Consider the following 20,588-nt stretch of genomic DNA (forward strand, 5'->3'; position numbering starts at 1 on the left):
ACGACAAGACCGCTCGCAATTTCCTGGCCGCCGTATTGTTAGCCGCAACCCGCCTATGGGTGCGGTTTGAGTCCACGTCCTAGGCAACGCTAGCGCGTTGCCTGCAGCTCCGCCTGGCCGGGACGACGGTGCTGATCGAAGCCCGCGTTTCGCGCCTCGATGCGTCACATCGCGATGACGTGGTCGTCGATTTCGTCGATCCGGTTGACGCCGCACAGGCCCATGGTGGTGAGCAGTTCCTTCTGGATGATGTCGATCGCCTTGGCGACGCCGGCCTGGCCGCCGGCGCCGAGGCCATAGGCGTAGGCGCGGCCGAGCATGCAGGACTTTGCGCCGAGCGCGAGCGCACGCATCACGTCCTGGCCGGAGCGGATGCCGCCGTCGAACATGATCTCCATCCTGTCACCGACCGCATCCGCGATCTCGGGCAGAACCTCGATCGAGGACGGCGCGCCGTCGAGCTGACGGCCGCCATGGTTGGAGACGACGAGGGCCTGCGCGCCGGTCTTGGCGGCTTCCTCGGCATCCTCGACGTCGAGGATACCCTTGATGATGAGCTTGCCCGGCCAGATGCTGCGGACCCACTCGACGTCCTTCCAGTTCAGCGAGGTGTCGAACTGCGAGGCCGTCCATTCGGCGAGGCGATTGAGATCCTCGGTATTCTTCACGTGGCCGGCGATGTTGCCGAAGGTGCGACGCTTGCCTTGCAGCACCCCGGAGACCCAGCTCGGCTTGCTGGCGAAGTCCAGCAGTTTCGACAGCGACCACTCCGGGGGCACCGTCATGCCGTTCTTGATGTCGGCGTGGCGCTGGCCGATCACCTGGAGATCCACGGTGAGCACCAGCGCGCTGCACTTGGCCGCCATCGCGCGCTCAATCAATTCCTTGATGAAGCCACGGTCCTTCATGACGTAGAGCTGGAACCAGAACGGCTTCTCGACATTGGCGGCGATGTCCTCGATCGAGCAGATCGACATGGTCGATTGCGTGAACGGGATGCCGGCCGCCTGCGCGGCGCGACAGGCGTGAATCTCGCCGTCGCCATGCTGCATGCCGAGCAGGCCGACGGGCGCCAGCATCAGCGGCATGGTCGAGGCCTCGCCGAGGATCGTGGTCGAGGTGTCGCGCCTGGAAACGTCGACCAGGATGCGCTGGCGGAACTTGATCGCCTGCATGTCCTCGCGGTTGGCCCGCAACGTCTCTTCGGCATAGGAGCCGCGGTCGCAATAATCGAAGAACGCCTTCGGCACACGGCGCTTATGCAGCGCGCGAAGATCGTCGATACAGGTGATATGCTTCATGATCGTTCCCCGGCCCGTCTTCTACCCAGAGTCTTGCATCGAAAGATTTCGGGGTCATCTAGCATGGTTGGCTGCACAGCCAAATCCGTTTGCAGACCGTTTTGCAGGAGGGCGTCATGACGAAGCCGCACGCCGGACCTTCGCCGGAAGAAATCAAGGAGAAGCATGATCTCGAGCAAGCCCTGGAAGAGGGGCTGGAAGAGACCTTTCCCGGCTCCGACCCCGTCAACGTCACCCAGCCGGCTCCGAGCCGCGGCGACGGCCATGTGAAGCGCAGCGATTAGAGCAGGTTCCGTCCTGTTTCGGCGCGGTAGGAAGGAAATACAGTATTAACAATATCTTACCGAATAGGCGGGCCCGCCGGTTCCGTAATGATTCATCATATTTTTTGAAGCCAAGTTAGCCGCGCAAGCATTATAAGACCCCAGCAAATCAGGGATGCGGGTCCCGTTCGGGCAGCCCGTGGTTGTCGAGGGGATCCCCTGGTTGTTGCTTGGGGGACGATATGAGCCGCAAATATTTCGGGACGGACGGGATTCGGGGCCGCGCCAACGGACTGATCACGCCGGAGCTCGCGCTCAAGGTCGGCCAGGCCGCAGGGCTTGCGTTTCAGCGCGGTGACCACCGCCACAGGGTCGTGATCGGCAAGGACACCCGTCTTTCCGGCTACATGATCGAATACGCCATGGTCGCCGGATTCACCTCGGTCGGCATGGACGTGCTGCTGGTTGGGCCGATGCCGACGCCGGCGGTCGCGATGTTGACCAAGTCGATGCGCGCCGATCTCGGCGTGATGATCTCGGCCTCGCACAATCTGTTCGAGGACAACGGCATCAAGCTGTTCGGTCCGCAGGGCTTCAAGCTCTCCGACGACGTCGAGAAACAGATCGAGCAGCTGCTCGACGAGCCCATCGAGAAGAGGCTCGCACAAAGTGCGAGTCTGGGCCGCGCCCGCCGTATCGACGGCGTGCATGACCGGTACATCGAATTCGCCAAGCGTACCCTGCCGCGCGACCTCTCGCTCGATGGCCTGCGCGTCGTGATCGATTGCGCCAATGGTGCTGCCTACAAGGTGGTGCCCGAAGCGCTGTGGGAGCTGGGAGCCGACGTGGTGCCGATCGGCGTCGAGCCCGACGGCTTCAACATCAACAAGGATTGCGGCTCGACCTCGCCGGAAGCGCTGTCGCGGAAGGTGCGCGAGATGCGCGCCGACATCGGCATCGCGCTGGACGGCGACGCCGACCGCGTCATCCTGGTCGACGAGCGCGGCCATGTCGTCGACGGTGACCAGTTGCTCGCGGTGATCGCGCAGAGCTGGAAGGAAGACGGCCGCCTCTCGCGTCCCGGCATCGTCGCCACCGTGATGTCCAATCTCGGGCTCGAGCGCTTCCTGAAAGGGCAGGGGCTCGATCTGGTGCGCACGCCCGTCGGTGACCGCTACGTGCTCGAGCAGATGCTGAACGGCGGCTACAATCTCGGCGGCGAGCAGTCGGGCCACATCATCCTGTCCGACTACGCCACCACCGGCGACGGCTTCGTCGCTGCGCTGCAAGTGCTGGCGGTGGTGCAGAAGCTGCGCCGGCCGGTATCGGAGGTCTGCCACCGCTTCGATCCGCTGCCGCAGATCCTCAAGAACGTCCGCCACAAGGGCGGCAAGCCGCTCGACGATTCCGACGTCAAATCGGCGATCTCCGACGGCGAGAAGCGCCTCAACGGCCACGGCCGCCTCCTGATCCGCTCCTCCGGCACCGAGCCCGTGATCCGCGTCATGGGCGAGGGCGAGGACCGCATCCTGGTCGAGGACGTCGTCGACACCATCGTCTCCGCGCTGGGTCAGGCGGCCGCCTGAATTCTTTCTTCTCCCCTTCTGAAGGGAGAGGGGCAGGAGAGCGCATCCCAGCCATTTGCGATTGATGGTGGCTCCACCGCCGCCTGCATCGTATTGAGCAAGTCGCGGCAATCTGCCGCGCCGGGATGCGCCATTGAACAAGCCTGTCGTCGTCTCCGAGGAAACGCTGACCGAGCCCGTCGTCGTCAGCGACGTGGCGCCTGTTGCTGCGAAGGCCGCCGGGCCCGTGCTCGCCGGCATCAGCTTCTCGCACTTCCTCAACGACACCATGCAATCGCTGATCGCCTCGGTGTATCCGATCCTGAAGGACACCTACGCGCTCGACTTCGCGCAGATCGGTATGATCACGCTGGCTTTCCAGTTCACGGCCTCGCTGCTACAGCCGGTGGTCGGCCACTACACCGATAAGAAGGCGCAGCCTTATTCGCTGGCGATCGGCATGGCCTCGACCTTCTTCGGCCTCTTGCTGCTCAGCGCCGCGCACCAATATCTCGTCATTCTCGTGGCCGCCGCGCTGGTCGGCCTCGGCTCGGCGGTGTTTCATCCGGAGTCCGCGCGCATCGCGCGGCTGGCCTCCGGCGGGCGCTACGGTTTTGCGCAATCGGTGTTTCAGCTCGGCGGCAGTTTCGGCACCTCGATGGGGCCCGTGCTGGCAGCGTTGATCGTGGTGCCGTTCGGGCAGGGTAGCATCGCCTGGTTCTCTTCGATCGCGTTCCTCGCGATCCTCATCCTCTGGCGCATCGGCCGCTGGTACGCGCCGCAGATCAAGGCGAAGAAGACGGCGGCGATGCAGGCCCATCCCGACGCACCGAGCTCGCGTCGCGTTGTGATTGCGCTACTCGTGCTGGTGGCGCTGCTGTTCTCGAAGCAGCTCTACGTCTCGAGCCTGTCGAGCTATTACATCTTCTACCTGATCGACCGGTTCGGCGTGTCGACGCAGGCCGCGCAGATGTACCTTTTCATCTTTCTCGCGGCGAACGCGGTCGGGGCGTTTCTGGGCGGTCCCTTGGGTGATCGCTTCGGCCGCAAGATCGTGATCTGGATCTCGATCCTGGGCGCGCTGCCGTTCACGCTAGCGCTGCCCTATGCCGGGCTCGTCGGCAGCGCAGTGCTCTCAGTCGTCATCGGCCTGATCATCTCCTCGACGACGTCGTCGATCATCGTGTTCGCGCAGGAGTTGGTGCCGCACAGGTTCGGAATGATCTCCGGCGTGTTCTTCGGCGTTGCGTTCGGCATCGGTGGCTTGGGCGCCGCCGTGCTCGGCAAGCTCGCCGACCACACCTCGATCGAGTTCGTCTACCAGGTCTGCGCCTATTTGCCCGCGATCGGCCTGCTTGCGGTGTTCCTGCCCAAACTGCCGCGGCACGTGCGTTAACGGAATCTCCTCCGCTGCATTGCGGCTTTACGCATCGTTAGCAATTGCGGCGAGGCGCTGCATTTTTGCAACGCTTGCCGTCCATGCGCGCGTGCAGTCAGGAAAAATCAACCTTAAAAATTAGGGTTAAGTGGCGCTTAAACATTTGCTGGCATCGTCCGCTTCGTGAGTTTCCAGAACGTGAGGCCTGCGTGTTTGCCTCACCGGCCAAAAGGACGAAGCCAATGCGTAGCGTTAAGTCTCTCCTTGCCGCGGGTGCGGCAACCCTGATCTCGTCGATGGCGTTCGCCGCCGACATGCCGATCGCGGCTCCCCCTCCCATGTACGCGCCGCCGGCTCCGCCCGCCGATTTCGGCGGCTGGTATCTGCGCGGCGACGTCGGCATGACCAACCAGAGCGCGAAGCGCATCGAGAGCGCCTTGCCGGCGGGGTATTCGAAGTCGACCGAGGGCCTCGGCTTCGACTCGGCGGGACTGTTCGATCTCGGCGTCGGCTATCGCTTCAACAACTGGTTCCGCGCGGACGTGATCGGCCAGTATCGCGGCAAATCCAATATGCACGGCAGCGACAACGTCGTCGGCCCCGGCTTCGTCGGCGTCAACAACTACACCGGCAGCAAGTCCGAGTGGGTCGTGATGGCCAACGCCTACGTCGACCTCGGCACCTGGTGGTGCATCACCCCGTTCATCGGCGCCGGTGTCGGCGGCTCCTACAACAAGATCAGCGGCTTCCGCGACGACGGCGTGTCGTACAGCCCCGGTCTGAACAACAGCGTCGCCTACTTCGCCGACAACGGAAAGTGGAACCTGGCCTGGGCCGCCCACGCCGGTCTCGCCTACAAGGTCAATCCCGGCTTCACCGTCGAACTGGCCTACAGCTACATGAACCTCGGCGACGGTGCGCCCGGCAACTACCGCCTGTTCGACAACAGCGCTTCCGGCCCCACCTCGATCAAGATCAGGGACATTACCTCGCACGACGTCAAGATCGGCGTGCGCTGGGATCTCAACAGCCCGCCGGCCTATATGCCGCCGCTCGTCACCAAGGGCTGATCGACAAACTGATCGGTTAAGACTTCTTAACGGCGCGGGATCATCCCGCGCCGTTTTGCTGTGCGTATTTTTCATGGCGAACAGCGATGAAAGTGCCCGACGCAACCATTGGTTAAGGTTAACGAGCCATGATCACGGGTGAAAGTTCGAGTTCGATGGAGCGTTGCGATGCGTGGGCTTTTGTTGGCGGCGGTGATGTTGGGGACGGTGTCTGCCGCGCATGCGGCCGACATGCCGGATCTGCCGATCCTGCGCGGCAGCGTCACGGACGGGCTGAGCAACGCCAGGGTTAACTGGCAGGGCTACTATGTCGGCGGCCAGGGCGAGTACGGCGCGATCACGTCGAAGGTCTCTCCCGGCATCAACAGCGATATCCAGTCGACCTTCGTTTCGCCGGGGCCGGCCTACAACTGGCAATCGCTCGCGTTCGCGCACAGCAACAGCGCCGGCTATGGCGCGTTCGCCGGCTATAACGGGCAATGGGACGATGTCGTGCTCGGTATCGAGGCGAACTACATTCACGGTGGCTTCAAGTCGACGTCGAGCTCGGTAGGACAGACGTACAACGCCTTCAATGTCCTCGTTGCCACCGCCGCGACATCCGCGGTGGTCGGCGTCTCCGACTTCGGATCGCTGCGCGCGCGGGCCGGCTATGCCTGGGGATGCTTCCTGCCTTATGCCTTCATCGGCGGCGGTGTCGGCAGCCAGACCGTCGATCGCTACGCTTCGGCGTCTCCGTCGCCGGTGCTGCCGGCGACCACGTTCGCGAGCAAGAGCAAGCTGGTCTATGGATACTCCGCCGGCCTCGGCGTCGACGTCATGGTGGTGGGCGGCCTGTTCCTCCGTGCCGAATACGAATACCAGCGGGTGACGTCGGACATCGAGTCGAACGTCAATTCCGTCCGAGCCGGGCTCGGCTACAAGTTCTGACCGGCGCGCATGGCGCCGATTGACAGCGCCCGCGAGCCCTGATGCTCTGTCGTTCCAGATGCGGGGCGGCAGCGATGAAGATCTACGGCGACAGCAATTCCGGCAATTGCCTGAAGGTGAAATGGGTCTGCGATCATCTCGCATTGCCCTATGAGTGGATCGAGATCGACACCCGCAAGGGCGAGACGCGCACGCCGCAATTCCTGAAGATGAACGGCGCCGGCCAGGTGCCCGCCGTCGCATTCGACGACGGCCGCTCGCTGGCGCAGTCCAACGCGATCATCCGTTATCTCGCCCGCGACAGCGCGCTCGTTCCGCGCGACGCCTTTACGGCGGCCAAGATGGACGAATGGCTGTTCTGGGAACAATACAGCCACGAGCCCTATATCGCGGTATGCCGCTTTCTCCTCGTTTATCTCGGCAAGGACGCATCCGAGCTCGACCCCGACAAGGTCAAGCGCGGCTATGCGGCGCTCGACCGCATGGAGCAGCATCTTTCGGCCAGCCGCTTCTTCGCCGGCGAAGACGTTTCGCTCGCCGACGTCTCGCTGCTCGCCTATACCCGCGTGGCACATGAAGGCGGCTTCGATCTCGGCAGTTATGCCGCTCTCCGCCGCTGGATCGGCGAGGTCGAAGCATTTCTCGGCCTCCCGCCGGCGCGCTGAGCTTGGAGTTTGTCTGACATGAACGCCGAATCCGTCTCCATTCGCCGCGCCCGCCGCGACGACGTTCCGGCAATCGTGGCGATGCTTGCCGACGATCATCTCGGCCGCGCGCGCGAACGCGTCGAGGATCCGTTGCCTGCCGGCTACTACGACGCCTTCGCCCGGGTCGAGCGCGATCCGAATCTCGCGCTCGTGGTTGCCGAGAGCGAGGGCAGGGTGGTCGGTTGCCTGCAGCTCGCGATCCTGCCGGGCATCAGCTCGCAGGGCGGCGTGCGCGGCCTGCTCGAAGACGTTCGCGTTGCTGCCGATTGTCGCAGTCGCGGCATCGGCGAGCGGTTGGTGCAATGGGCGATCGCGGAAGCGAAGGCGCGCGGCTGCAATCTGGTCGAATTGTTGACGCATGCGAGCCGCGTCGACGCGCAGCGCTTCTACAAGCGGCTCGGATTTTCATCGAGCCATGTCGGCATGACTGTCCGCTTTTGAGGCAGCACCTCGCGAGGGTTGCGCGATCAGCGGAATCGGATCGCGCGTTCGTTCATATTAAGAGTGGGTAAACTACCCAGCCCTCGTTCACGTGGAACCGGGAACGAACGGTGCTACGCAGCGTCTGCAAACCGGGCTCTGTCGGTTCGGGGATTTCGATGACAAGCTATTCGATGATCAAGGTCGGCAACGACTACGTTGTGCAGGCCAATGACAAATGCATTTTGAAGGTCGGCAGCCGCCGCCGTGCTGCGCAGTTGATCACCGAAGCCACCGGCTTGCTCAACGCGCTTGGCGCGGTGGAATCCCCCGCTATTGCACCGGATGAGCCATCACTGGCGCGTGAGGTCTCGGAACTTCCTTGACGACTCTTCCCGTTTCCCGTATCAGCCGCGGCGGGACACCTCCCCCCAACGGGAGGCTTACTATCTGGAAGGGTAGAATATGACTGTAGCGAAGCCCGCTGCGCGGCCGAACGTGCCGCATTTTTCCTCCGGCCCCTGCGCCAAGCGCCCCGGATGGAATGCCCAGAATCTCAAGGACGCAGCCCTCGGCCGTTCGCATCGCGCGAAGGTCGGCAAGACCAAGCTCAAGCTCGCGATCGATCTGACCCGCGAAGTGCTTGAAGTGCCCGCCGATTATCGCATCGGCATCGTGCCGGCGTCGGATACCGGCGCGGTCGAGATGGCGCTGTGGTCGCTGCTCGGTGCACGGCCCGTCACCACGCTCGCCTGGGAGTCCTTCGGCGAGGGCTGGGTCAGCGACATCGTCAAGGAATTGAAGCTCAAGGACGTCACCAAGCTGAATGCGGCTTACGGTGAGATTCCCGACCTCTCCAAGGTCGATCCCAACAGCGACGTGGTCTTCACCTGGAACGGCACCACCTCCGGCGTGCGCGTGCCGAACGCTGACTGGATCAGCGCGACCCGCGAAGGCCTGACCATCTGCGACGCCACCTCGGCCGCATTCGCGCAGCCGCTGGACTGGGCCAAGCTCGATGTCGTCACCTTCTCCTGGCAGAAGGCGCTCGGCGGCGAAGCCGCGCACGGCATGCTGATCCTCTCGCCGCGCGCGGTGGAGCGGCTCGAGACCTACAAGCCGGCCTGGCCGCTGCCGAAGATCTTCCGCATGACCAAGGGCGGCAAGATCAACGAGGGCATCTTCGTCGGCGAGACCATCAACACGCCGTCGATGCTCTGCGTCGAGGATTATCTCGACGCCCTGAACTGGGCCAAGTCGATCGGCGGCCTCAAGGCGCTGATCGCACGTGCCGATGCCAATACCAAGGTGCTCGCCGACTGGAAGGCGAAGACGCCGTGGATCGACTTCCTGGCCAAGGACGCCGCGATCCGCTCCAACACCTCGGTGTGCCTGAAGTTCACCGATCCCGCGATCACCTCGCTCTCCGACGACGCCCAGGCGGAGTTCTCGAAGAAGCTGGTCGCGCTGATCGAGAAGGAAGGCGCCGGTTACGACTTCGCATACTATCGCGATGCGCCGGCCGGCCTGCGCATCTGGTGCGGCGCCACCGTCGAGGCCAAGGACGTCGAGATCCTGACGCAGTGGATCGACTGGGCCTTCGCCGAGACCAAGGCGCAGCTCGCCAAGGCAGCGTAAGCAAGCTTCGCTCGTCACCTCATCTCGTCATGGCCGGGCTTGACCCGGCCATCCATCGAAAAGATTGGATCGGCGGGTCTCCAGCGCGAAAACGCGCTTCGCGCTTTTGCCCGCGGATGACGCTCCGTAACTGCACCTCGCACCACGGATCATTCCCATGACCAAACCCAAAGTTCTCATTTCCGACGCGCTTTCGCCCGCTGCCGTCCAGATCTTCAAGGATCGCGGTGTCGAGGTCGACTTCCAGCCCAACCTCGGCAAGGACAAGGACAAGCTTGCCGAGATCATCGGCAATTACGACGGCCTTGCGATCCGCTCCGCGACCAAGGCAACCGCGAAGATCCTCGAGAAGGCTGCCAAGCTGAAGGTGATCGGCCGCGCCGGCATCGGCGTCGACAATGTCGAGATTCCCGCCGCTACGGCCAAGGGCATCATCGTGATGAATACGCCGTTCGGCAATTCGATCACGACCGCCGAGCACGCCATCACCCTGATGCTGGCGCTGGCCCGCGAGATTCCGCAGGCCGACGCCTCGACCCAGGCCGGCAGGTGGGAGAAGAACCGCTTCATGGGCGTCGAGATCACCGGCAAGGTGCTGGGCGTCGTCGGTTGCGGCAACATCGGCTCGATCGTCGCCGACCGCGCGCTCGGCCTGCGCATGAAGGTGATCGCGTTCGATCCGTTCCTGTCGCCGGAGCGCGCCAAGGACATCGGCGTCGAGAAGGTCGAGCTCGACGATCTGCTCAAGCGCGCCGACTTCATCACGCTGCATACGCCGCTGACCGAGAAGACCAAAAACATCATCGACGCTTCCGCCATCGCGAAGATGAAGAAGGGCGTGCGCCTGATCAACTGCGCACGCGGCGGCCTCGTCGACGAGCAGGCGGTGGTCGATGCGCTCAATTCCAAGCACATCGCCGGCGCCGCCTTCGACGTCTTCGTCGAGGAGCCCGCGACCAAGAACGTGCTGTTCGGTCATCCCAACGTGATCTGCACGCCGCATCTCGGTGCATCCACCACCGAAGCGCAGGAGAACGTCGCGCTCCAGGTCGCCGAGCAGATGTCGGACTACCTGCTCACCGGCGCGATCTCGAATGCGGTCAACTTCCCCTCGATCACGGCCGAAGAGGCGCCGAAGCTGAAGCCGTTCATCGCGCTCGCCGAGAAGCTCGGCTCGTTCGCCGGACAGCTTACCGAGAGCGGCATCCTCAAGGTCGAGATCACCTACGAGGGCCAGGTCGCCGAGATGAAGATCAAGGCGATCACCTCTGCCGTCTTGTCGGGCCTGCTACGGCCGATGCTGGGCGAGGTCAACGTGGTCTCCGCGCCTGTTGTCGCCAAGGAACGCGGCATGGTGGTGGATGAGATCGTCCGCGCCGCCCAGAGCGACTACGAGAGCCTGATCACCGTCACGGTCACCACCGAACGGCAGGAGCGGTCGGTCTCGGGCACCGTCTATACCGACGGCAAGCCGCGGCTCGTCGACATCAAGGGCATCCGTGTCGACGCCGAATTCGGCAAGTCGATGATCTACATCACCAACGAGGACAAGCCGGGCTTCATCGGCAAGTTCGCGAGCCTGCTGGGCGATGCCAAGCTCAACATCGCCACCTTCCATCTCGGTCGCGTCGCCCCCGGCGCCGATGCCATCGCCCTCGTCGAGGTCGATGGTGCGGTGCCGGCCGATCTGCTCGCCAAGGTGCAGGCACTGCCGCAGGTCAAGCAGGCCAAGGCGCTGACGTTCTAATCCTTCACCTCTCCCCGCTGGGGAGAGGTGGCACGGTGAGCGGGCAGAGTGGGGCTCGCTGGCGACTGTCACGGACATATTCCGACCCGCGGAACAACGCCGCCTCCCTCACCGGAGGCGGCGTTTTTGTTTTCCGTAGCCTGCATTCTTTGTGTACCAATGGCGCCCAGAACGCCTCGTATCCACGCTCCGTTCAGAATCGTTCGACAAGGGAGAAACACATGCGTGAAGCCGTCATCGTTTCCTATGCGCGCACGGGCCTCGCAAAAGCCGGCCGCGGCGGGTTCAACATCACGCCGCCGATGTCGCTCGCGGCCCACGCCATCAAGCACGCGGTGAAGCGCGCCGGCGTCGAGAAGGACTATGTCGAGGACTGCTATCTCGGAAATTGCGCCCATGGCGCGCCGAACATCGGCCGCCAGGCCGCGCTGCTCGCCGGCCTGCCGAAGACCACGGCCGGCGTCTCGGTGAACCGCTTCTGCTCCTCGGGGCTGCAGACCATCGCGATGGCCGCCAACTCGATCCGTTCCGACGGTGCCGACTGCATCGTCGCAGGCGGCGTCGAGAGCATCTCGATGCCCGGCGGCGGCACGCCGAAGGAATCGATCGATCCCGAATTGCTCAAGGTTGCGCCCGACATCTTCATGGCGATGATCGACACCGCCGACATCGTCGCCGAGCGCTACAAGCTCAGCCGCGAATACCAGGACGAGTATTCGCTGGAATCCCAGCGCCGCATGGCGGCGGCGCAGCAGGCCGGCAAGTTCAAGGACGAGATCGTCCCGATGAATACGAAGATGAAGGTCGTCGACAAGGCGACCAAGGCGGAGAGCATCGTCGACTACGTCGTCGACCGCGACGAGTGCAACCGGCCCGAGACCACGCTGGAGGGGCTTGCCAAGCTCGAGCCGGTGAAGGGCCCGGGCAAGTTCGTCACTGCCGGCAATGCCAGCCAGCTCTCCGACGGCGCCGCAGCGGTGGTGCTGATGGAAGCCAAGGACGCCGAGAAGCGCGGTCTCAAGCCGATGGGCCGCTTCGTCGCCTGGGCGACTGCTGGCTGCGAGCCCGACGAGATGGGCATCGGCCCGATCTTCGCGGTGCCGAAGCTGTTGAAGCGTCATGGCCTGAAGATCGACGACATCGATCTCTGGGAGCTCAACGAAGCCTTCGCCAGCCAGTGCCTCTACTCGCGCGACAAACTCGGCATCGATCCCGCCAAGTACAACGTCAACGGCGGCTCGATCGCGATCGGGCATCCCTTCGGCATGACGGGTGCGCGCTGCACGGGCCACCTGCTGCAGGAAGGCGCGCGCCGCAAGGCCAAGTGGGGCGTGGTGACGATGTGCATCGGCGGCGGCCAGGGCGGCGCCGGCCTGTTCGAGATCTACAGCTGAGGCTTGCAACGATCCGGCGCGGCGCAAAAGCGCCCGCGCCGGATCAAGCTGCGGTATCGCTGACGACAGGTCGGAAGATCCACTCGCGCCACACCACCATCAATGCCGCCATGATGACCGGGCCCAGAAACAGGCCCATCAAGCCGAACGCGGCCAGGCCGCCGAAGATTCCGACGAAAGCGAGCAGGAACGGCAGCCGTGCGGAATCGCCCACCAGGGTGGGCCAGACGAAATGATCCCCGGCGAACATCACGATCGCCCCCCAGAAGAAGACGGCTGCTGCTGCGACCCCGCTGCCGCCGCTCGAGGCCAGCAGCAGCGCTGCGGCGGTAAAGGCGGCCCAGGCGCCGAACGGCAGCATTGCCAACGCCGTGGTGAGGATTGTGAAGATGATGGCATTGGGGACGCCGGCGATCAGGTAGCCGACGCCGATCAGCAGGCCTTCGCCGGCCGCGACCAGGACGGTGCCGTTGACGGTCCCGCGCGTGGCATGGACCATCTTCTCCATCAAACCCTCGCCCGCTTCGCCGAAAAGCTTGTCGCACGTCTCGAGAAAGCGGCTTGCGAGCAGGCGGCCGTTGCGGAGCAGGACGAACAGGGCAACCAGCGAGAAGAACATCAGGAACAGGCGGTGCAGCAATTGCGCGCCGAACGTCCGCAGCAGGTTCGACGCGTCGTCCATGTTGATGGTCTTGAGCCAGGCCGTGGCAGCCTTGGGATCCGACAAATTGTTGCGCCACCATTGTTGCAGGCTCTCGGCGGCGATCGGCAGGCGGGCAAGCCAGTCGGGCACTTCAACCCCGCTCTCGCCGGCACGCTTCACCCAGCTGACCAGCACGTCGCCCTGTTCGGCGATTTGATAGATCGCAAGTGCCATCGGAGTGAACAGCACAAGCGCGACGATGAGCGTGAAGATCAGGGCGGCCGCGGTGGAAGGGCCGGATGTGATGCGTTGTGCGAACGTGGTGTAGAGCGGCCACAGGGTCGTTGCGAGGATTGCGGCCCAGATCAGCGCCGGCAGAAAGCCGGCTGCCGTCCACAGGCCGAGCGCGGCCAGCGCCAGAGCAAGTACGATGCGGGCATTCATGCGCGCGCCCGCACCGGAGGGCAGCGGCTTCCGCTGGGCGTCACTCGCAGCCCGCGTCACGGGTGCAGGTTTGGTCGCCGCTGATTTCGCTCGGCCGGGCATCAGGACCAGGAGTCGTTGAGAGGCTGGGTCATGGCGGAAGGGCAGGTGAGGAGAAAACAAGTGGGGTCAAGCAAGTGTGCCTTTAAGCCGCGACAGGCCATTCGGTTCCTGTTGGGAAAAATCGGCAATAGGCCATAGGTATGCACTCGAACGTGAATAGAGGCGAATTGTTGGGCAGGTACACGTATTAATACGTGTCCGGATATTAACGGAAGTTTTTGCTCATTATCGCTTCATCAACCGTATCTGCCACCATCGGGTATTCGTCAGATGCGATTGCTCTCCCTGCGCCTCACGCACAAAATCACCGCGATCGGCATCGTCGGCGTCGTTGGGGTCGTCCTGATCGGCGGCATCCATCTCTATGGCGAGAACGCGATGGCGGTCTATCGCAACGCCGCCGAGAATGCGCGCGCAATCCAGGAGCTGAACAGCAGGATCGCGGTCGAGCTGCTCGAGGGGCGGCGCGCCGAGAAGGACTTCCTCCTGCGCAGCGAGCCGGCCAAGGCGCAGCGCCAGGCCGAGATCAGCCAGCAGGCCTCCCTCGATATCGAAAAGCTTCGCGCCGGGATTTCGGCCCTCGGCAAGCCCGAGTTGGTCGCGAGGATCGACGCGATGACAGCATCGCTGAAGACCTATCAGGCCCGTTTCGCCGCGGTGGTGGAGCAGAGACAGCGGCTCGGGCTCGACGAAAAGTCCGGTCTCGAAGGCCGCTTGCGGGCCTCGGTCCACGGCATCGAGACCAAGGTCGATGAGCTTCGGAATCCGTCGCTCAAAGTGACGATGCTGATGATGCGCCGGCACGAGAAAGACTTCATGCTGCGCCGCGACGCCAAATACGGCGACGACATCAGGAAGCGCGCGGCCGAGTTTTTGACCGGCCTCGACGACCCCTCCATCCCCGGCGATGCGAAGGCCGAGTTGCGCCAGAAGCTCGCCGACTACCAGCGTGACTTCTTCGCCTGGATGGAGACTGCACTGACTCTGGCGACGGAATTGAAGGCGATGTCGGAGGCCTTCTCCGCCGTCGAGCCCGTCATCGAGCAGGTGTCGACATCGGTCGACCAGATCCGCGCTGAAGCCGACCGGCTGAACGATGCCCAGCGCGACAGCATCCAATGGTGGATCGGCGTCGCGATCGCGCTGATCGCATCCAGCGTGCTCGGCCTCGGCATCTTCATCGGCCGCTCGGTCTCCAAGCCGCTGTCGGCGATGCGGGCGGCGATGATCGAGCTCGCCAATGGCAATTTCGCCATCGTGCTGCCCGGGCTCGGCCGTCCCGACGAGATCGGCGAGATCGCGCAGGCCGTCGAGACGTTCAAGGTCAATGCCGAGCAGAAGGCGCGCGACGAAGCCGAGGAGAAAATCAGGCAGGACAAGCTCGCGGCCGACCTTCGCCGCGGCGACATGATCCGGATGGCCGACAATTTCGAGCGGGCGGTCGGCCAGATCGTCGAGGCGGTGTCGTCGGCCGCGACCGAGCTCGAGGCGTCGGCGACGTCGCTGACCACGACGGCCGGCCGTTCGAGCGAGCTCGCCACGCTGGTCGAGGCGGCGTCCGAAGAGGCGGCGACCAACGTGCAGTCGGTAGCTTCGGCCGCCGAGGAACTAACGGCGTCCGTCAACGAGATCAGTCGGCAGGTGCAGGCCTCCGCGCGCCTCGCCGGCGAGGCCGTCAGCCAGGCCGGGCAGACCAACGACCGCGTCGGCGAGCTGTCCAAGGCGGCCGCGCGCATCGGCGACGTGGTCGAGCTCATCAACGCGATCGCCGGCCAGACCAATCTGCTGGCGCTGAACGCGACCATCGAGGCCGCGCGTGCCGGTGAAGCCGGGCGCGGCTTCGCCGTGGTGGCTTCGGAAGTGAAGGCGCTGGCCGAGCAGACCGCGCGAAGGCCACCGGCGACATCGGTCAGCAGATTTCCAGCATCCAGGTTGCGACGGAGGATTCGGTCGGCGCTATCAGGACCATCGGCGGCACCATCGAGCGGCTGTCCGAGATTTCGTCGACCATCGCAGCCGCCGTGGAGGAGCAGGGCGCCGCCACCAGCGAGATTTCGCGCAACGTGCAGAACGCGGCGGCCGGCACCACGGAGGTGAGCGCCAATATCAGCAGCGTGCGGCAGGGCGCGACCGAGACCGGCTCGGCGTCCTCGCAGGTGCTCTCCGCGGCGAAGTCGCTGTCCAACGACAGCAACCGGCTGAAGATCGAGGTAGGCAGGTTCCTGGAGACGGTGCGCGCGGCGTGATCGCGTCGTGTCGTCATGGCCGGGCTTGACCCGGCCTCCCACGTCTTACTCGCCGTACAAAGAACGTGGATGCCCGGGTCAAGCCCGGGCATGACGAGCTTGTGGTGAATGCTACGCCCCCGCCGTCACCGGCGCGAACACCACTTCGATCAGCGTGCCGTGGCCCGCGCTCTTGATGTTGAAGCGGGCGCGGTTGGCTTCGACCAGGGCCTTGGTCAGCGACAGGCTCAACGCCGCACTGTCGCCGGCATCGCCGGGCGGCGGGGTCCGGAACGGCTCCATCGCTGCGGCGACTTCGCGCTCGGAAAGGCCATGGCCGGTGTCGCGGATGCGAAGCGCGATCTCGCCGCGGTCGGACAGCGCGGTCGAGACGATGACCTGGCCGCCGGCGCTGGCGAGCCGGATCGAGTTCGAGATCAAATTCATGGTGATCTGCCGCATCGCGCGCGCGTCCACCGTGACCTGCGGCAGCGCATGCGCGAGCGAGGTGCGGATGATGATGCGCTCGCGATTGGCCTGCGGCTGCATCACGGTCACGCAGGCTTCGACGAGGTCGTTGAGGTTCAGACTCGCAAAGGTCAGGTCGAGCTTGCCGGTCTCGATCCGCGACAGCTCCAGCAGATCGTCGATGATGGCGATGACCCGCTCGCCGGAGGCGCGGATGTCCTTGATATATTCGCCGTAGCGATCGTTGCCGAGCGTGCCGAAGCGCTCCGAGATCATCACCTCGGCAAAGCCGATGATGGCATTGAGCGGCGTGCGGATCTCGTGGCTGATCCGCGCCAGCATGTCGGCCTTGGCGTTGGCCGCGTCGTGGACGAGGTGGCGGGCCTGCGTCAGCTCGTTCTCGCCCTTCTTGCTCTGCGACAAGTCGCGGAACACGGCGAAGAAGTTCGGGCCGTCGGGCCGCGTGCGGCCCATGATCATCGCGAGCGGAAGAACGCCGCCCTTCTTCTCGCGTCCCAGCACCTCGCGGCCGTGGTCGAGCAGGCTCGCGATATCCTGGCTCTTCACGCTGTCGAGATAGTCGGTGACGATCTGCTGGCTCTCCGGCGCGAACAGCGTCACCAGATTCTGCTGGAGCAACGCTTCGCCGTCATAGCCGAACAGCGCCTCGGCGCTGCGGTTGCAGGCGTGGATGTTGCCCTCGGCGTCGAACATGACGATGCCCTCGGCCGTGGTGTCGAGGATCGCGGCGAGGTCTTCGGCCTCGGCTTCGCCGGCAGGCGAGTCCAGCTCGGGTGCGAAGGGGAATGATTCCGCGACGACGGATTCGGCAACGATCGTCTCGGCGACGACGGGCGCCGCCTGCGGCAAAGCGCAGATCAGCGCATGTGCGCTCTCGCCGTCCCAGTCGATCGTGTGCAGATGTGCTTCCGTGGTTGCAAGCGGCTGCTCGCCGGTCGCGAGCGTCGTGCTGATCGTGACGGGCGTGCCGGCTTGCGAGGTGCTGCTGGCCGAGGACACGCCGGGTTCGACATAGAGCGCGTCGAGCCCGCCGGCGTCCTCCAGCGCGCTCAGGCCGGAATAGCCCATGCGCGCGAGAAACGCCGGGTTGGCGTAGAGCAGCCGGTCGAGCCGATAGATCAGGATGCCCGTCGGCAGCAGGTCGAGCAGGGCGCGGTCGCGCGCGCTGGCGCCGCGCGCCGGCGGCGCGGGCTCGGTCAGCCATTCGGCCGGCGCGTGCGGCGGCTCGGGCTCGGGCGCCGGCAGCTCGGTGGTGGTGTCCACCACGGGCGCGGCGGCCTCGGTGGCGATCGTCTCGCGCTCGCGTTCGAGGCGTTCGGACAATTGCCGGGCGAGCTCGTTGAACGCGCTGTTCTCGACCGGCGTCAGCGTCGGCGATCTCGGATCACCTGATGATCTGGCATCGCCGTGCGGGCGGAACGGCACGACATTCGGAGGGGTTTCGACTGGCGTTTCCACGTGTCTGTCCGGATCGGTTGGGTGTGAATTCGCGTCGCTGGTGGAGTCTGGCAGTTCAGGTTCGGATGTCGGCTCAGGTTCGGGCTCGCCTGCAGGCGGCTCGATCGGCGGCGGCGGCGCCTCCGCGACCGGCTCTGGCTCGGGCTCGGGTTCGGGCTCGGGCGCGACCGGGTCGGCCGGCGGGGCGTGCTGCGCCGGCGGCTCGGCCATCAGCTCGAAACGCCTCAGCGCGTCCAGACGGTTGAGCGCGTCGAGATCGCGGCAGACACCAAAGCCCTTGAAGCCGGCGAAGTTGCGCGAGGAATCGTAGACCGGCAGGCCCGCGAGCTCGACCGGCAGATGCTCGCCGCCGTCGGCCGGCCAGTTCACGGTGATCCCGGCCCAGGTGTCGTGGCTGGCAAGCGCCTCTGCGACGCGGCCATCAGGATCGAGCGACAATTGCGCGGCGATGTCGCGCCACGGGCGGCCGAAGCTTGCCGCGGTACGCGCGCCGATCAGGTGGATGAAGTCGTCGGAAAGGAGCACAAAGCGGCCCTCTGCATCCATCTGCCAGAGGAAGCGCAGCGGATGCTGACGCGGTGCGGGCGGCTCATGGCCCGACGAATCCCGGCCGGACAAGTCCTGGCCCGACGGCGGCTTCACCATGCCCGATGTGATCGGCGCAGCCTGCGGCGACACGATGGCTTGAGCCGGATTTTCAACCGGAGTCTTGGGCGCAGCATCAGCGCTCTGCTCGTGCGCATCCGGCTCCGGCTCGGGCACAGTCTCCGCGACCGGATCCACGGCGGCTGGCTCGTCCGTTGCGATCTCGGCCGCCGCCTCGCCCCATGGCAGTGCTGCGGCCGCTGTTGTCTCGACCGGCTCGGCGAAGGCGTCGAACAGGGCGATGCCGGCCTGCGCATCCTGCGATGGCGGCGGCTCGCTTGGCATTTCCTCGGTCTCCGGCGCGGGATCGACCGGCACGTCGCTTGCCGCGACCTCGGGCGTCTTCTCTGGCACGGCTGTTTCCGACGCCATCTGCGCGGCAGGCTCGATCAGTGCGACCAGGCCGACATCGGCGCCTCGGCCGACCCGCTGCAGCACCATCTGGCCGATGCCGATCGGCGTCTCGGCGCGGCCGTCGCGAAGCGCATCGCTGCGCGCCTGCTCGAGGCCCGCTTCGCCGAGATCGCGAAAGCCGAGCAGGGCGCGGGCGGCCGCACTGGCGCCGACGAACAGGCCGTCGGGCGCGAACGCCGCCATCGGCATCGTCACGCCTTCGACCAGGCGATGCAGCCGCTCGACCAGCGGCATGGTGCGCAAGGCCGGGTCCATCGCGGTGACGAGCACCGCATGTCCGCCATCGGCAAAGTCGATCCGGGCGCAGGCGCAGGTCATCAGCGTGCCGAGCCGGGCGCCGAAGCCGCGCAGGCGTTCGAGCCGCACGGTGCCGTTGGCCGGCAACTGCCGGGCGAGCCGGGCGATCTGGCGGCGATGGCCGTCCGCCGGGCCGAACCTCCGCTCCGCCAGCACCGAGCCATTCGCCGCGCCGAACAGTCTCGCGCCGACCGGATTGGCCCACAGCACGCGCGTCCCGTCGATCGCCCACAGCCAGGTCGCGAGCGGCGAGGTCGCATGCACGGCCAGCCGGGGATCGCCCACACCTCGCAACTGGAAATCCGAACTCGTCATCCGACCGGCTGTGTCTCGCGCGTGAAGCTGGCGGCTGCCGGGAATGACAGCCTTAAGAAAGGGTTAGTATCGCCCGCGCCCGCGGGCAGGTCCACGGCCTCGCGCCCCGGCGGAGGCCCTAAGCCGCGATAACCTTAATCCGGCCAACCCCGCAAGCCGCTGCCCGGTTCATCCAAGGGATTCGGGAGAGGCGATCTCCGACGTGATTCCGGTGCGCAAGCCCCTATGCCGCCCATGGGATGCACCTTCAACCCCCGGTTCCCCCATACCGGAACCTCATCCTAACCTAGATTAAATTTCGCACCGCACCCTGTTGGCGCGTTGCGCTGCACAATGTTGACATGATAGGCAGTCATAATGCTGGGCACTGGACGAGCCATCTCGTTTGTTTCGCGTTTCCAGTCTTCGTTCCCGCCAGTTTTCAATGCTGAGACAAGGCCCCGGTTGGCCGGCGGGCGCGCCAGAAGGCTCACTCCATTTTTTCAATTAGCGTGAGGGACAACCATGACAGGTGCGACTGATCCGTTTTCTGCCTCGATCATTCCGTTCGAGGTTCCCGAGCAGATGCGTGCGTTCGCCGAAAAGGGCGCCGCGCAGGCCCGCGAGAGCTACGCCAAGTTCAAGGACGCCGCCGAGACCCACAACGGCACCGTCGAGGCCGTGTTCACCTCCGCCTCCAAGGGCGCGAGCGAGTACACCGCCAAGCTGGTGGAATTCATGAAGGCCAACACCAGCGCGCAGCTGGACTTCGCCCAGCAGCTGTTCGGCCTGAAGTCGCCGACGGAAGCGCTGGAGCTGTGGACCGGCCACACCCGCAAGCAGTTCGAGACCTTGCAGTCCCAGGCCAAGGAGCTCGTCGAGCTCACCCAGCGCGTCGCCGCCGAGACCGCCGAGCCGATCAAGGCCAGCGCCTCGAAGTACATGCCGCCCGCCGCCTGAGCGGTGAGGCAGGTTTGAATGAGAGAACCCGGGTCGCAAGGCCCGGGTTCTTTCTTCGCCTCTCCCGCTTGCAGGAGAGGCCGGGAGAGGGCTCTCTCCCCACGGGGGTGTCGCCGCCAGGCAGCCGAGGCGACCGCAACCTCGCTTCGGTCGCCATCAAGCCCGATTTCATTGCGCTGAAGGTGATTTACCCCGGTTTTTCGT

General features: G+C 65.1%; 15 protein-coding genes and 1 pseudogene. 13 read left to right on the forward strand and 3 right to left on the reverse strand.

Annotation, left to right across the window (positions count from 1 at the left end; genetic code table 11):
• Nucleotides 1-164 precede the first annotated feature (164 nt).
• Nucleotides 165-1,301 (reverse strand): alpha-hydroxy acid oxidase, encoded by a 1,137-nt coding sequence (locus tag JQ580_RS26725; protein WP_212283254.1) that lies wholly within the window; start codon nucleotides 1,299-1,301, stop codon nucleotides 165-167.
• A gap of 116 nt (nucleotides 1,302-1,417) precedes the next feature.
• Here JQ580_RS26725 and JQ580_RS26730 point away from each other — a divergent pair, with 116 nt between their 5' ends.
• The 11 genes from JQ580_RS26730 (at nucleotide 1,418) to JQ580_RS26780 (ending at nucleotide 12,413) form a co-directional block, all read left to right on the forward strand.
• Nucleotides 1,418-1,585, forward strand: coding sequence for a hypothetical protein (locus tag JQ580_RS26730; protein WP_212283256.1), 168 nt, complete (start codon nucleotides 1,418-1,420; stop codon nucleotides 1,583-1,585).
• Between the two features lie 221 nt (nucleotides 1,586-1,806).
• Entirely contained in the window at nucleotides 1,807-3,150 is a 1,344-nt protein-coding gene (glmM, locus tag JQ580_RS26735; RefSeq protein WP_106949063.1) for a phosphoglucosamine mutase, read from the forward strand.
• 133 nt (nucleotides 3,151-3,283) lie between these two features.
• The gene (locus JQ580_RS26740) at nucleotides 3,284-4,525 is read left to right on the forward strand and encodes an MFS transporter (protein ID WP_283813993.1); all 1,242 of its coding nucleotides are present in this window, start codon (nucleotides 3,284-3,286) and stop codon (nucleotides 4,523-4,525) included.
• A 224-nt stretch (nucleotides 4,526-4,749) separates the two neighbouring features.
• Entirely contained in the window at nucleotides 4,750-5,577 is an 828-nt protein-coding gene (locus JQ580_RS26745) for an outer membrane protein (protein ID WP_212283258.1), read from the forward strand.
• 168 nt (nucleotides 5,578-5,745) lie between these two features.
• On the forward strand, nucleotides 5,746-6,507 hold the full coding sequence (locus tag JQ580_RS26750; RefSeq protein WP_212283260.1) for an outer membrane protein: 762 nt from the start codon (nucleotides 5,746-5,748) through the stop codon (nucleotides 6,505-6,507).
• A 74-nt stretch (nucleotides 6,508-6,581) separates the two neighbouring features.
• The gene (locus tag JQ580_RS26755; protein WP_212283262.1) at nucleotides 6,582-7,172 is read left to right on the forward strand and encodes a glutathione S-transferase family protein; all 591 of its coding nucleotides are present in this window, start codon (nucleotides 6,582-6,584) and stop codon (nucleotides 7,170-7,172) included.
• 18 nt (nucleotides 7,173-7,190) lie between these two features.
• Nucleotides 7,191-7,655, forward strand: a complete 465-nt coding sequence (locus JQ580_RS26760) for a GNAT family N-acetyltransferase (protein WP_212283264.1) — start codon at nucleotides 7,191-7,193, stop codon at nucleotides 7,653-7,655.
• A gap of 158 nt (nucleotides 7,656-7,813) precedes the next feature.
• A complete protein-coding gene (locus tag JQ580_RS26765) occupies nucleotides 7,814-8,020 on the forward strand; it encodes a hypothetical protein (RefSeq protein ID WP_212283266.1) in 207 nt (68 codons plus the stop codon).
• Between the two features lie 79 nt (nucleotides 8,021-8,099).
• Nucleotides 8,100-9,272, forward strand: coding sequence for a phosphoserine transaminase (locus JQ580_RS26770; protein ID WP_212283268.1), 1,173 nt, complete (start codon nucleotides 8,100-8,102; stop codon nucleotides 9,270-9,272).
• A gap of 157 nt (nucleotides 9,273-9,429) precedes the next feature.
• Nucleotides 9,430-11,019 carry a phosphoglycerate dehydrogenase gene (gene serA, locus JQ580_RS26775; protein WP_212283270.1) on the forward strand — a complete coding sequence of 530 codons (1,590 nt, stop codon included), beginning with the start codon at nucleotides 9,430-9,432 and terminating at the stop codon, nucleotides 11,017-11,019.
• 221 nt (nucleotides 11,020-11,240) lie between these two features.
• Complete coding sequence (locus JQ580_RS26780) at nucleotides 11,241-12,413, forward strand: thiolase family protein (protein ID WP_212283271.1); 1,173 nt, start codon at nucleotides 11,241-11,243, stop codon at nucleotides 12,411-12,413.
• A gap of 43 nt (nucleotides 12,414-12,456) precedes the next feature.
• On the opposite strand, the gene JQ580_RS26785 is transcribed toward JQ580_RS26780, so the two are convergent.
• The gene (locus tag JQ580_RS26785) at nucleotides 12,457-13,500 is read right to left on the reverse strand and encodes an AI-2E family transporter (protein WP_249134455.1); all 1,044 of its coding nucleotides are present in this window, start codon (nucleotides 13,498-13,500) and stop codon (nucleotides 12,457-12,459) included.
• Between the two features lie 372 nt (nucleotides 13,501-13,872).
• Between JQ580_RS26785 and JQ580_RS26790 the strand changes: the two are divergent.
• A pseudogene (locus JQ580_RS26790) lies at nucleotides 13,873-15,848 on the forward strand (methyl-accepting chemotaxis protein).
• Nucleotides 15,849-15,959: 111 nt separating this feature from the next.
• On the opposite strand, the gene JQ580_RS26795 reads toward JQ580_RS26790, so the two are convergent.
• Nucleotides 15,960-19,445 (reverse strand): PAS domain-containing sensor histidine kinase, encoded by a 3,486-nt coding sequence (locus JQ580_RS26795; RefSeq protein ID WP_212283275.1) that lies wholly within the window; start codon nucleotides 19,443-19,445, stop codon nucleotides 15,960-15,962.
• Between the two features lie 504 nt (nucleotides 19,446-19,949).
• On the opposite strand from JQ580_RS26795, the gene JQ580_RS26800 reads away from it, so the two are divergent.
• The gene (locus JQ580_RS26800; protein WP_212283277.1) at nucleotides 19,950-20,384 is read left to right on the forward strand and encodes a phasin; all 435 of its coding nucleotides are present in this window, start codon (nucleotides 19,950-19,952) and stop codon (nucleotides 20,382-20,384) included.
• Nucleotides 20,385-20,588: the final 204 nt, after the last annotated feature.

Source organism: Bradyrhizobium sp. SZCCT0148 (assembly GCF_018129985.1).
Classification (GTDB): domain Bacteria; phylum Pseudomonadota; class Alphaproteobacteria; order Rhizobiales; family Xanthobacteraceae; genus Bradyrhizobium; species Bradyrhizobium japonicum_H.